Here is a 13,729-nt window from a genome sequence, read left to right as displayed (position 1 = left end):
GAAACGCCTCCCGACGGTCGAATTACTTCGGAATCGTGCCGACGACCCCTTTGACGAACCAATCCATTTTGAGAAATGCATCCATGCTCATGGTTTCACCGGCTTTCACTTTCTCTGCTCCGCTTGCATCCGCAATCGGACCGGTAAACACTTGCAGCGAGCCGTCCAATACCTTCGCTTTCGCATCCTCCACTTGCTTCTTTACGTCTTCAGGAATCTTCGCCCCCAGCGGAGCTAGATCGACCATCCCGTCTGCCATCGAACCCATAAATTGTTCGTTCTTCCACGTTCCGTCCTGCACGGCTTTCACGATGCTGGTGTAATACGGTCCCCAATTCCAAACGGGGTTGGTCAAATAAGCATCCGGCGCATATTTGCTCATATCCGAGTCGTTGCCGCCTGCGAACGCGCCGCGTTCGGCCGCCGCTTGAACGGTAGCAGGCGAATCTTGATAAGCCATCAACACATCCGCACCTTTATCCAGCAGACTGATGGCCGCTTGGCGCTCCGTATTCGGGTCAAACCAAGTGTTAGACCATACGACATCAACCTTAATGTCCGGATTCACGCTTTGAGCTCCTAATGCAAACGCGTTGATATTATAGATAACTTCTGGAATCGGAAAAGCGCCTACATAACCGAGATGGTTCTTCTTCGTTACCTTTCCTGCCGCAATGCCGGCTAAGTAACTGGCTTCGAAATTTTTACCGAAATAAGTACCCATGTTGTCGGCTGTTTTGTAACCAGCCGTATGTTCGAAGATGACCTTCGGGAATTTCTTCGCCACGTTCAAGGTGTAATCCATATAACCGAAGCTTGTTGTGAAAATAATATCGTGGTTCTGCGCCAGCTCTGTAATGATTCGCTCCGCATCCGCACTCTCCGGTACATTTTCTACCGTGTCGGCTTTGATGCCCGTCTGTTCTTCCATATACTTACGCCCTTGATCATGCTGATACGTCCAGCCGCCATCACCAGGCGGTCCGATGTAAACAAACGCGACACGAGGTGCTTTCGTTTCTGTTTCCGCGGTGGCCGTGTCCGTGCTTGTCGCCGTGCTTGCATTCGAATCTTCTGCCTTAGTCGTGTTAGTAGAGGTTGATGTCTTATCTTCGTCGTTCTTGCTGCTGCAGCCAGCCAGCACCATGACAAAAGCGAGAATGGCAGTCAAACCAAACGTCATTGCCCGGTTACGAAGTTTCATACCGTTCCTCCCCAAACCTTATCTATATTCATCCCAGGTTCTGCCTGGGACGTAATTCCACTATAAGTCCACGTCATGAATACGTCAACTTATATTACATTAACATCACTCGTATATTACTTCGCATTCCATTGCATCCGCGACCATATTAGCCTTGCTTTCTCCAGCTGATCTTTGGTATCAATATCGATGAACGCCCATTCCGCGGCATATCGAACAACTTTCCCCCGATACTCCGGCGATTTCAGCAGCTTCCTCGCTCCGGCATCACCTTCAAGTTCACTCAGCAGCGGGAACATGGACTTGTTGAAAATTACCGGCGGACCCGCAATGTCCCCATATCCACTGGCCACATAATCGACTGTCGGATCTTCTTGAAACACCGACACCAATCGCCTAAGCAGCGTCGCAGATACAAACGGCTGATCTGCAAGCGCAATTAACACGGCATCCGGATTTTCCGGCAACAGCGCTTGAATGCCGCTGCGAATGGAGTACGACATCCCGCCTTGCGCTTCTTTGCATGGAGTAATCCGATATTTAGGCAGTACACCAAGCCGTTCTTTCCGATCATATAGCCAAAGAAGAGGATCATCCGGCCGCACAACTACAGTCAAAGTGTGAAATCCGCAGCTGCGTAATTCCTGTAATCCACGACTACCCATCGTGATACCCGGGGCCAACTCAAGAGACAGCTTTGCCTCCCCCATCCGTTTGCTCGAACCTGCAGCGAGATAGATACTGCCAATTTTCATCCCAGTTTCGCCCCCTCTGTTATGGTTTGCCCGGCAAGCAGCGCTGAAGCACGCACTGAAATCAACTGCGCCGCTACACTGATTGCAATTTCCTGCGGCCCTTCCGCACGGATCGGCAGCCCCATAGGCGCATACACATTTGCCGAACGCTCCAACCCTTCAAGTAAACGCGCCGCCCTTGATCGCGAGCCTAACAGTCCAATATATCGCAGCCCCAAAGGAATCGCCTGGCTAAGCATTTCGCGATCCTGCCGCAATTGATGGCTGCACACGATCAGATAGTCCTCGCTTCCGAGCTTAAGCTTATCCATTAACTCGCTTGGAGTCCCGATGACAACCGTCACGTTAGCGCAATAATTGGTGTTACGCCCCCGTTCTCGCCAATCAGCAATTACGATGCGAAACCCAATATCTATAGCTACCTTTGCTATTGCAGCAGCATCTTGGCCATCCCCGAATAGAATTAACCTTGGCTTCGGCGGCCAAACACAGACAAGACTGCCTCCTCGCTGCCAAGTATCTAATTCGAAAGAAACGATCACAATACCACTGCCAATACAAACGCCACCTTCATCAACGAGCGTATACTCGATTCGCTTGCCATCCCACCGTCTGCTGAGTGCAATCGTTTGCCCGATTTGCATGCGCCGATCCGCTTCTTGGAGCAATCGCCGCAATCCACCTTGCACAGCCTCCATAAGTACGGTTATCTCACCACCGCAGCCGACTGCTTCGCCCCAAATCACATCCGCCTCGGACATCAGGTTGTAGCTCACTAAGACAGGATTTCCGCTCCTCAGCACATCTTCCACTCTCGCATCCAGATCCTCTTCCAAGCAGCCGGGGCTTAAACTCCCAACCCTCCTGCCATTAGCAAGAAACAACATAGCCGCCCCTTCTTTGCGATAGGAGTGACCGCTTACACGAATAATCGTGGCCAGAACAGCTGCTTCTTCGCTTCGATTATCTGACAGTTCGACCAATATCGGAGTCATATCCACCGCCGCCACCTCCTCGATCTCACATACAGGTATCATGAAGAAAAACATCAACTAGTCATAAATGTCATGTTATATAACATAATAGGATGCTCTATGAAAATATTCAAGAGAATAATGTAATGTTAATTTACATATTGTATGCAAAAAAAACCTCCTCGCTGCACGTCCCAGACGTTGCAGTGAGAAGGTTTTATTCAATTTTATCCGCGAATCTTATTGCATATAAGGGTTCGGTTGAGAATAGCCGGCTTGGTTCGACTGCGAGCCAAGCGAGCTCTTCACTTGCGCCATGGCTTGCTGGATCTTCTGTTGAATGAGCTGAATCTGACGCTTCTGCGCATCCATTTGCATTTGCAGCTGATTCTCGGCAAGCTTCAGCTCGCGCTCAATGTTGTACAGCTCCTGAACGACCTGCTGAACCTGCTGTGATTTAGGGTCCAAGCCAGCATTGCGAAGCGCCTGCTGGGCCTGAAGCTGCTCTTGCTGCTGTCTTTGCTTGATCTGCTCTTGGAACTGCTCGTAACTCAGCTGTTGACTGTTTATGTTCGATTGACCTTGCATCTCCATAGTGAGCCTCCTGTGCGGTATCCTTATTCCGCATTAGAATGCCCCTTCGCGGGGATGATTATGTCATTTCGTACCAATCAGCGCTTTAGCCCTGTATCACGGCGGACTAGCTCCTCCAGCAATTCATCCGAAATCGGTTGTTTTCCATAACGCACGCGTTGGTAAGCGGCAAGGAGCGGAATTGTTTCAACAGCGCCATTTATCCTGCTAAGCGACTGCACATCCGAACCGATTTCATTCGGCGTCAAATGCGGCTTAAACGAATACCCCTTCTTCACGAAACTTCCCACCCAGCGGCGATACAAGTACCGAACGCGCGCTTCATTATCCGCAAGATCCTTCCACTTGAGCTTCTGCTCTTTGGAACGGTTGCGCCATGATGTGAACCGATTGCCGGTGCTGCGAATCCGTTCCACTTCATCGACATATCCGCTTGTCGTCCGGGCTGCATCCCTGCGGAACAGCTGAGCGAGTTTATTGCGGAGTTGTTTCAACCACTCCGGCAGCTCCTTCAGCTTGCGAAGCACGAGCCAGAGTACAAATCCAAGCATGATAGCCGCGATGCCGTACAGGATAATCTCTACCCATAGCGGCAGTCCCTTCGACGCACCATCGATCGGCGGCATTTCAGGCATTTGCTGAGTCTCAGCCCCGGTTGGCGGCGCGGCGGATTTGTCCCCGCTTCCGCTTAATAGCCCCCCCAGAAGATCCTTGACCTCTCGGCCGATAGCCCCAAACATCGCCTGCAGCTGGTAGCTGAGCACAATGAGAACGGATACCGCTGCAGCAACACCGACGAAGAGCCGATTATGCCTGCGCACGGTAAAGTCTACGATCGGTTTCGCATCTCCGGAGAGCGTCTCTCGGCTAACCGTACTGCGATTCGTCTGATACAGCGTCAGGCCAAGCGTAAGCAAACCTGCAATCAGATAAAAGGTATGATACGCGCTGAAGCCATCCTTAAATTGATACACGACTGATCCCGCAAAATAAAACGACGTCCCCATCACATAGGTTCGCGGCAGGTGACGCAATAACGGGTGTGTCACCGCGTAACTCGAACCCCGAAACAGTGCAGCCGTCAAATAAAGGAACGGAACAATTGCATCCACCGTCAAACCAAACAATAGAAAGCAGCTTGCGGCCGATAGAATCACAGCAAGGACGCCTCTGCCAAACGAATGCGCAAACTTCACCAGCAAGTTAAGTCCGCATCCGGCCATATAGCCTGCAAGCAGCAGAAGTATCATCTCAGGCAACGGCAATTCAAATTGCGGTTTCCATACATAAATAGCAAGATAGATCGGCATGAGCAGCAACAATTCGATCAAACCCGATACGAATAGCGAGAAAATAGGCTGAAGCACGTTTCCTTTTGCATGCTGGGCACTCATCCGGCAGCGACCTCCACTCCCGCAATCGGCAGCCAATCTACCGAATGGCCGTCACTGCGAAGCTTCGCCATTTCCCGCTCGATGGGATCACTCATGAAGGCCGAGATGATGACGACATCGCAGCGTTCCTCCCACTTGGAGCTGAGCTGCTCCACCATCGCATCGAAAGGCTGCGTACGCACAATAACAAGCTTCGCGAGCTGACCGTACAAATGCGTCAAATGCTCGCTTCCGCTTCCTCGTTCCACCTTCATGACTGTTTCCGGATGGTCCAGCTCATGGCCGTTGCTCGCGAAGGCCGTTTCAACGCCTTGCTCGGTCGCATATTGCAGAATCGCAGCCGCATAACGGATGCCTTCCTCTATGAGAGCCGGATTGTTGACTGCTTCCCACATCCCGGCATGATCCTCAACGTTCAGCAAGACGATAAGCCGATAATCTGCCGTGTAGTCGCGACGGTGGACCTGCATCGAGCCTGTGCGCGCGGTGGCGCTCCAATTGATCATTTTGAAAGAATCGCCCGGACGGTACTCCCGAACGCCGCTAATGTAGAAGGGATCTTCCACGATCCATCTGCGCACTGCGATATCGCCTTGCCAGCTCCGTGAAGGAAGCTGAATTAGCGAGCGATCAGCAGGCTGCGGGTACACGAGCAGCTCCACTTCAAGCGGTACGGACCGCCATGAGCTGAACATCCCGAACAGATCGCCAAACGTCAGCGAAGCGCTGGTGAGCCGGTAACAGCCCCTCGAAGCTGCCAGAACCGTGTGGCGACGCTTCAATTGTTTATTGCCCATAAGGCTGAATAAGCTGCGATGATTTTGATAAAATTGCCCGTGGCTTACCGCGAAATTGGAATCGCTTTCGAATTTCAATCCGGTGTGCAGCAACGATTCGACACGAAGCCACGGCACAGGCACTAATTTACGATTCACTAACCGCTCCACCATCTCAATGCGGTCGCCCTCAAAGCAGGTCGCCACATTGAACGTCCGCGAGTACGTCACGCCTTTCATCCCGAAGTAGCGGAAAATATACCGCTGCACCACGATGACGAAGAGCGCGCTTAGAATATACCAATGAATGCCCATGCTTCATCTCCCTCCACGGCCGACTTCCTTAAGTCCTGCCGACAAGCGGCGAATCCGCTGGCACCGAGACAGATCCAAGAATGCTGCTGATAACCTGCTCCGCGGCTTCAGGACGCATCCGCTGTACGCTTCTCAGCGCGATACGGTGAGCGAGCACCGGCACTGCCATAGCCTTTACATCATCCGGCAGGACATAGTCTCTGCCCTTGATTGCCGCATGCGCCTGGCAGGCACGCAGCAGCGCCTGACTGCTTCGCGGACTTGCGCCGAGCGCCGCATCCGGATGTACACGGGTCGCTTCCACGATCGCAAGCATATAGCCTAGCAGGTCCTCGCTCACTTGAATGCTCGTGTACAGCTGTTTGGCGGCTTCTATTTCGTCCGCTCCGATAACCGGCTCCAACTGCTCAAGCGGGCTGTCCGCCATAAACCGCTTCATGATGGAGATGCCTTCCTCCGTAGTCGGATAGCCCATCTTGATTTTGAACAGGAAGCGGTCAAGCTGCGCCTCCGGCAGCGGGAACGTCCCCTGCTGCTCGATCGGATTCTGCGTCGCAATAACGAGAAACGGACGACCAAGCGTATGGGTCGTGCCATCGATACTTACTTGTCGCTCCTCCATACACTCCAATAAGCTGGACTGCGTCCGCGGAGTTGCGCGGTTGATCTCATCTGCCAGCACGATGTTCGCGAACAGCGGACCCGGCCGAAATTCAAATTCGCCGGCCTTCTGATTATAGAAGTGAATGCCCGTCAGGTCGGACGGGAGCAAATCCGGCGTAAATTGAATCCGTTTGAACGCGCCGTCAATCGACTTGGCGAGTGCTTTGGCGAGCAGCGTCTTCCCAGTCCCCGGTACATCCTCCAGCAGCACATGGCCGGACGTTAGAATAGCGATAATTAATTTGTCGACGATATCTTCTTTCCCTACGATGACTTTACTGACATTGGAACGAATTCGATCTGCCGTTTGACTGATTTTACTTAAACTCATCCTGCCTGCTCCTCTCGTTTTCCAGCGAATGGAAGTACATCCTCTCAAGTATACCCCCATTCTAGTAGAGAGGCTAGACCCGATTGAAGACCGTCAGCGAAGCTCCGAAAGTCCCCTCATATAAGGACGAAGTGCCGGCGGGATATAGATCGAGCCATCCTCGCGCTGATGGTTCTCCAGAAGCGGTATCAGAATTCGCGGCGCGGCGACCATCGTGTTATTAAGCGTGTAGGCATATTGCGGTTTGCCGTTCTCATCCATATAGCGAATATTCGAGCGTCTGGCTTGAAAATCAAGCAGCAGCGAAGCCGAATGCGTCTCCCCATAGCTGCCGCGGCTCGGCATCCAAGTCTCGATGTCGTACTGCTTATAATTCTTCTGCGACATATCGCCGGCGCACACCGCAACCACTCTGTACGGCAGCTCGAGAAGCTGCAGCAGCTCCTCACTCGTCGCTGTCATTTGCTCCAGCAGCGATAACGCCAGCGGAAGATCGGCAGCACACAAGACAACCTGCTCCACTTTCGCAAACTGATGAACCCTATAAAGCCCTTGCACATCGCGACCTGCCGATCCAACCTCGCTGCGATAACACGGGCTTACTGCTCCAAGCCGTTTCGGAGTCGTGAGATCAACGAGCTCCCCGCTATACAACGAGATAAGCGGCACCTCCGACGTCCCAATCAACCACTTATCCTCCCCTTGAATGCCGAACGTCTGGTCGCGATTGGCCGGAAAATACCCCGACGAAACAAGTGTTTCCTCTTTCACCATAGCAGGCACATCCATCAGGTCAAAGCCTTTATCCATCAGCATGTCGAGCGCGAGCTGCTGAACAGCTCGGTGCAGCTGAAGTCCGTAATTGGCCAGCACATATTGCCGTGTCCCGCCAATCTTAACCCCGCGCGCAAAATCCACCATTCCCAGCCGCTGCCCAATTTCCACATGGCTTTGAGGCTGGAAAGTCGCAAAGTCGGGAATGTCCCCAACTCTGCGAAGCTCAACATTGTCCTCGTCGCTGGCTCCAAGCGGAGTATCCGCCGAAGTCAAATTAGGGACGCGCAGCATTAGATCCTCGTAGCGGAACATAGTCTGCCGATACTGTGCCTCCGTTTGCTTAAGCCGCTGCAGCAGCTCCGTCGTTTCCTGTTTCAACGGCGCCGCTTCTTCCTTACGGCCTTCGAGCATCAACTGCTCAATCGCCTTCGAGCGTCTGTTTCTCTCCGCACGAAGCGTTTCCGTTAATTGAAGCAGCTCTCGCCTGCGGTCATCGACCTCTAGGAGCTCTTCGATCGATATCGATATCTTTTTCCAATCTGCGGCTTGTTGATATTCCTTCGCTTGCTGTCTGATCGTCGTGATGTTTAACATGGTTAGCACTCCCTTTGTTTTGTTTAGTCGATGGAGACAAACAAAAATACGCGTTCCTTTTGTCCCATAACAATGGGACGAAGAACGCGCTCGCGGTGCCACCCAAATTAGCCAATCGCATGATCGACTCTCTCAGATCCGCCGATAACGGTGCGGTACCGGAATGCTTGGAGAGCCTGGAACGGCAACCGAATTGCCGTCAAACTCTGTACGCAACGCCTCCGAGTTGGATGCTCATCATCGGCCTGTGTGCTTATTGCTCGTTAGTATAGCAGAGCCATACTCGCGATGCAAGGGGCAGTCATGAATGACTGCTTGGAAAATTACAGAACGGAAGAAATAAGCTCTTTGTCGAGCACTTCACGCTCAAATGCTTCTACATACTTGGTCATGCAGTTGCAATAGTAATCTCTTCTGCAGATTGGGCAAGGAACCGTAAGAAGACGGTTAACGCCAATCAATTTCCAATCCGGCTTCTTCGTGAAGATCAGTCGGCATTGGGTGTTATCGGACATCGTAACGACAAAATGATATAGTCCATCTGCTACATTAATGTCTGCAGCTGCAAAATCTTTAATTTTCATATTGAATTTCATAATCAATCTCCTGTTTTGTAGATTTGAAAATTCCTTGTAAGCTTATTAAATTTGCGGTCGAATGTCAATTCATTTATATAGTTTACCCATGCGGGAACGGCTCGAAACGTGAACTTCTGTCCAATCTCGCGATTAAGAGCCTATCTAGCAACAAATAAAGAGCAGCCCCCCAAGTCGGGAGCTGCTGTCCAAGCGAATCTTAAGCACCCGTTTGCATCGCAAGCGACTGCTGCATCTCGAATTGCGTCATATAAAGCTTCTTGTAGAGACCATTTTGCTTCATTAAATCATCGTGTGAGCCTTGCTCGGAAATGCGGCCGTCTTTAACGACGAGAATGATATCGGCGTCGCGGATCGTGGAGAGCCTGTGCGCAATAATAAACGCTGTACGGCCTTCGAGCATCGTGTGCAGCGCGGCTTGAATGTGCTGCTCCGTTTCGGTATCTACGCTAGATGTAGCTTCATCCAGAATCAGAATGCGCGGATCTGAGAGCAGCACCCGCCCGAAGGCAAGCAGCTGGCGCTGACCGACGGACAGCTTCGAACCACGTTCCTCCACCTGGGTCTGATAACCGTCCGCATATTGAGAGACAAACTTGTCGATGCGCACATTCTCAGCTGCGCGGCGCAGCGCCTCATCGGATGCATCCTCGTTGCCGTAGCGCAGGTTCTCTTCTATTGTACCGGAGAAGATAAACGAATCCTGCAGTACGATCCCCATCTGACGTCGCAGCGACTCCAGCGTAACATCCTTCACTTCCTGGCCGTCGATCAGAATACGGCCTCCGGTTGTATCATAGAAACGCATGAGCAGATTGACGATCGTACTCTTTCCTGCGCCGGTGGGACCCACAAGCGCAACACGCTGCCCGGGTTTAATATGAAGATTGATATCCTTTAGCACATCCGGTTTATCCGCTTCATAGCGGAACGCTACATTCTCGAATACAACCTCGCCTTGGATCGTCTTCATCGGCTTCGCATTCGAACGATCCTTCACTTCCGGCTCAGAGTCCAGAATTTCGAAAATCCGTTCAGCCGAAGCCATTGCGGATAGTACCTGGCTATATACTTTGGAGAGCGCGCTGAGCGGTCCCCAGAAACGCCACAGGTAATTGATAAACGCCATAATGAAGCCCAGCGTTAATTCATTATCCATTACAGCTTGCGCACCGAACCACAGCACGATGCAGGTGCCGATCATCCCGATCATCTCAACGGAAGGGAATACGATCGATTCCAGCGTCACAGCCCGCATGAACGCATTCTTGTTGCGCGTATTCAGCTTCTCGAACCGCTTGTTGTTCTCGGATTGACGAGAGAACGCTTGAATGACGCGAATGCCTTGCAGCGTCTCGTTCAAATTGCCGTTGATTGCGGACATCGTTTTACGGGAACGCGACCAGGAGCCTTCGATTTTGGATTGCATTTTGCCAACAACCAAGTAAAGGAGCGGCAGTGTAATGAAGGATAACAAGGCCAGCTTCCAATCCATCCAGAGCAGAATGACGACGATGCCGATCAGATGCGTAAACTCCATCACCAGCGTAATTAATCCACCGTTGATGAGCTCGCCAATCGCGTTCGTGTCGTTCGTGATGCGGGACATGATCTTACCTGCAGGTCTGCCATCGAAGAAGCGGAACGATAAGGATTGCAAATGATTGAATAATTGCTGACGCAGATCAAACAAAATTCGTTGTCCGGTAAAGTTGATGAATCTGGTGTGCAGGTAGCCAAACAGCCAGCCTGCTACTCTAATCCCCAGCAGGGTAAAACCAATCATATTAATGACGAAGAAGTCTTGCTTCAAGATCCCTTCGTCAATGATATACCTTAACAGCAGCGGCTCCGCGAGACTAAGTCCCATGTTGAATAGGACAATAACGAGGACGATGGCAAGGACTTTGCGATATGGGAGTACATAGCGGAACAATCGCTTCATGTACTCACGGTTAAACGGCTTCTCTTCTAAATCTTCGCCCGAATCCCATTCGACTTGACTCATTGAGGTTTCCCTCCTTTATGACGTTAATGATTATTTTTTTATGCCATTAATGTAACGGTTATCTGGCTGCAGCAGCCTCTTGCATCTGGAACAGATTACGGAAGAACCCTTCTTGCTCGAATAGTTCTTTATGCGTTCCCTGCTGCACAATCTTGCCTCCGTCTAGTACAACAATACGATCCGCACGTTTTACGGAGGATAGTCGCTGCGCGATAATGAACGTAGTGCGTCCCTTCATAACCTCAAGCAGCTCCTCGTGAATAGCGGATTCCGTAGCCGTATCGACGCTTGCCGTTGCTTCATCCAGCACGAGAATCGGCGGATCCATCAGAATGGCGCGCGCAAGCGCGACACGCTGCCGCTGTCCGCCGGACAGCCCGACACCGCGCTCGCCGATAATGGTGTCATAGCCATGCGGCAATGTTTCGATGAAGCCATGAATTTGCGCTTTGCGTGATGCCCATTCAATCTGCTCTTGCGTCGCTTCCGGCACCCCGTATGCGATGTTCTCCCGAATCGTCGCAGAGAACAGGAACGTCTCCTGCGGAACGATGCCGATTTTGCGGCGGAGCCCTTCAAGCTCATAGTCCCGTACATCCACGCCGTCAATCATCAGCCGCCCTTGGCTGACATCATAGAACCGCGACATCAGAGCAATCAAGCTGCTCTTGCCGGAGCCTGTTGCGCCAAGCACGGCGATCACTTCACCCTGCTTTACTCCAAGCGAGATATCCTCCAGAATACCGGCGTCTTGCTCCGGATCTTGATCGGCGAAGTGGAAGGAGACACCTTCGAAGCTGACATTCCCTTCGATTCGTTCCGTATCCTCGTTCGCGCCTGACTCCGAGCTGATATCTACCGGCGTATCCAGCACTTCGAACACGCGAGGCGCGGCTTTGATCGCCTGCTGCATGATGTTGATCTGCCAGCCGAGCATATTGAGCGGCCAGATAATCCCCCATGTGTACCACTGAAACGCCATGAACGTACCCAGCGACATTTTACCATTTGCCACGAAATAAGCCCCGACCCACACCATCTTCAGAAAGACAAGACCTCCGTAGAAGTTCATCAGCGGGAACGATTTGGCCTCAAGCTTCGCCCGGTCCATATTCGTTTCGAAGTTCTGATCGTTGCGTTCCTCGAACTTGGATTGTTCAACGTTCTCGCGGGCAAATGCTTTAACAACGCGAATACCTGAGATATTCTCTTGCAAGGTTGTCGTCAACTTGCCCATTTGCTCTCTAATCTGGCCCCAAGCCGGACCAACCTTCTTGTTAAACTGGAACAGTGCCAGCAGCAGCAGCGGAACGCTCGCCATACAGAGCAGCGTAACCTGCCACTGGATGAACGCCATGAAGACGATTGTGCCTACAAAGGTCATGACCCCTGTAAACATTGCCATCGCACCGAAACCGATAAAGTTCTTCACGGATTCGATATCGCCTGTCATCCGGGACATCAGCTGTCCCGTCTGCGCTTTATCGTAGTAGCTGAAGGACAACCGCTGCAGATGGTTATAAAGCTGCTCCCTCAGCGTAAAGACGACATTTTGCCCGACAAGCTCTTGCGCTCGGCCTTGGACGAACATCGCGATACTTTTTACGACTTGAATGCCCGCCAAACCTAGTATCAAAGCAAGGATCAGCTTCACATTGCTATCGGCGATGCCTTCGTCGAAGATCAGCTTCAGCATCCATGGCGCGATCAAATCAATCAGCGTTCCGAGCAGCATCATCAGCAGCGAGATGACGACCCATCGCGTACTCGGACGTAAATAGCGCAATAAGCGAACCAAATTTTTCATTGTTGTATTCCCCCTTTAAACAAAACATGCGCAGGTTCCATGACGGCAACAAAAAAGGAGACCTCAAGCCACATGGCTCAAGATCTCCTTATACACAGACGGGTATACAGCTACTTAAGGCTGCAGTCTGTGAAAGAAGTCGGGCCGATGGACCTGGATAAATTCTTCATTGCGCACATCAACAAAAGTGTTTACCATGTCCATCGCCCTCCTTTCATCGTTTTCCGTTAATTGGAACATCCAAATCTTAACACCACTTCCGGCAGCGCGCAAGAGGCTCTTGTGAAATTTATTTTCGCCTATTATCGGTCTAAATCAGCCTAAATGCGGTCATGCTCCCTGTATCAGCCGTTTACAAATCGCTGGAAGGCTCGAAATCCGCAGCCGTAATTCCTTGTTCAACCGCGAATTCGAAATCCTCGATATCATATACCTGGACAGGCACTTCAGCCTCCAGGAGCTTATCTTGAAACTCGAATTGATCCGACAGCAGAGGCACGCTAAGCTTCATGGAAGTCAGCAGCAGCTCCGTTTCGATCGGGTCAAAATATTCGCCGTAATGCGCGTTATCCACTGCATGCACGATAGTAAATTGGATCCTATCATCCAGCAGCAGCGGTGAACTCTCACGCCAAGGCATTTGTAGCGCGCGCTCAATCTTCTTCTTGTTGAACGGGTCCTCGAAGAATGCAATAAGCTCGCCGATTTTACCTTTCACATGGGCGTCGTCCTCGGGATCATCCATAACAGGATCCGTTCCTGCTTTCATATCGTAGAGTTCCATAATTGTCGAATACGGCAAGACAAAATCGACAGGCCGGCTTGGTACGAGCAAATGACCATATGTTGCTACCATTACGGCTTCAATGACAAATCGCCGTCGCATTCTATCTCCCCCTTGTAATAGGGAGTTTGACTGTAGTCAAACTCTCTCTGATAAG

General features: G+C 51.5%; 13 protein-coding genes. 1 reads left to right on the top strand and 12 read right to left on the bottom strand.

Features of this window, described 5'->3' with window-relative positions:
- Nucleotides 1–22: 22 nt before the first annotated feature.
- The 11 genes from AC50Y3_RS03465 to AC50Y3_RS03415 form a co-directional block, all read right to left on the bottom strand.
- The gene (locus tag AC50Y3_RS03465; protein WP_494817349.1) at nt 23–1,204 is read right to left on the bottom strand and encodes a BMP family ABC transporter substrate-binding protein; all 1,182 of its coding nucleotides are present in this window, start codon (nt 1,202–1,204) and stop codon (nt 23–25) included.
- Between the two features lie 116 nt (nt 1,205–1,320).
- Complete coding sequence (locus AC50Y3_RS03460; protein WP_494817348.1) at nt 1,321–1,959, bottom strand: nucleotidyltransferase family protein; 639 nt, start codon at nt 1,957–1,959, stop codon at nt 1,321–1,323.
- Nucleotides 1,956–2,954 carry an XdhC family protein gene (locus AC50Y3_RS03455; RefSeq protein WP_494817780.1) on the bottom strand — a complete coding sequence of 333 codons (999 nt, stop codon included), beginning with the start codon at nt 2,952–2,954 and terminating at the stop codon, nt 1,956–1,958. The genes AC50Y3_RS03460 and AC50Y3_RS03455 overlap by 4 nt, the downstream gene beginning before the upstream one ends.
- A 219-nt stretch (nt 2,955–3,173) precedes the next feature.
- Nucleotides 3,174–3,527: a hypothetical protein gene (locus AC50Y3_RS03450; protein WP_494817347.1), complete on the bottom strand. Its 354-nt coding sequence runs from the start codon at nt 3,525–3,527 to the stop codon at nt 3,174–3,176.
- 77 nt (nt 3,528–3,604) lie between these two features.
- Nucleotides 3,605–4,921, bottom strand: coding sequence for a DUF4129 domain-containing protein (locus tag AC50Y3_RS03445; protein ID WP_494817346.1), 1,317 nt, complete (start codon nt 4,919–4,921; stop codon nt 3,605–3,607).
- Nucleotides 4,918–6,012: a DUF58 domain-containing protein gene (locus AC50Y3_RS03440; protein ID WP_494817345.1), complete on the bottom strand. Its 1,095-nt coding sequence runs from the start codon at nt 6,010–6,012 to the stop codon at nt 4,918–4,920. Before AC50Y3_RS03440 ends, AC50Y3_RS03445 begins: the two co-directional genes overlap by 4 nt.
- 28 nt (nt 6,013–6,040) lie before the next feature.
- Nucleotides 6,041–7,006, bottom strand: a complete 966-nt coding sequence (locus AC50Y3_RS03435; protein WP_494817344.1) for an AAA family ATPase — start codon at nt 7,004–7,006, stop codon at nt 6,041–6,043.
- Between the two features lie 93 nt (nt 7,007–7,099).
- Nucleotides 7,100–8,377 (bottom strand): serine--tRNA ligase, encoded by a 1,278-nt coding sequence (gene serS, locus AC50Y3_RS03430; RefSeq protein WP_494817343.1) that lies wholly within the window; start codon nt 8,375–8,377, stop codon nt 7,100–7,102.
- A 323-nt stretch (nt 8,378–8,700) separates the two neighbouring features.
- A complete protein-coding gene (locus AC50Y3_RS03425; RefSeq protein ID WP_210658353.1) occupies nt 8,701–8,973 on the bottom strand; it encodes a hypothetical protein in 273 nt (90 codons plus the stop codon).
- 199 nt (nt 8,974–9,172) lie between these two features.
- Nucleotides 9,173–10,981, bottom strand: coding sequence for an ABC transporter ATP-binding protein (locus tag AC50Y3_RS03420; protein WP_494817342.1), 1,809 nt, complete (start codon nt 10,979–10,981; stop codon nt 9,173–9,175).
- Between the two features lie 58 nt (nt 10,982–11,039).
- Nucleotides 11,040–12,788: an ABC transporter ATP-binding protein gene (locus AC50Y3_RS03415; RefSeq protein WP_494817341.1), complete on the bottom strand. Its 1,749-nt coding sequence runs from the start codon at nt 12,786–12,788 to the stop codon at nt 11,040–11,042.
- 72 nt (nt 12,789–12,860) lie between these two features.
- Between AC50Y3_RS03415 and AC50Y3_RS03410 the strand changes: the two genes are divergently transcribed.
- Nucleotides 12,861–13,019, top strand: coding sequence for a hypothetical protein (locus AC50Y3_RS03410; protein WP_494817340.1), 159 nt, complete (start codon nt 12,861–12,863; stop codon nt 13,017–13,019).
- A 121-nt stretch (nt 13,020–13,140) separates the two neighbouring features.
- Here the strand turns inward: AC50Y3_RS03410 and AC50Y3_RS03405 are convergent, their stop codons facing one another.
- Nucleotides 13,141–13,674, bottom strand: coding sequence for an ADP-heptose synthase (locus AC50Y3_RS03405; RefSeq protein WP_494817339.1), 534 nt, complete (start codon nt 13,672–13,674; stop codon nt 13,141–13,143).
- Nucleotides 13,675–13,729: the final 55 nt, after the last annotated feature.

It is taken from the genome of Paenibacillus sp. J22R98 (assembly GCF_059383835.1).
This window is presented reverse-complemented; position numbering and strand designations above follow the sequence as displayed.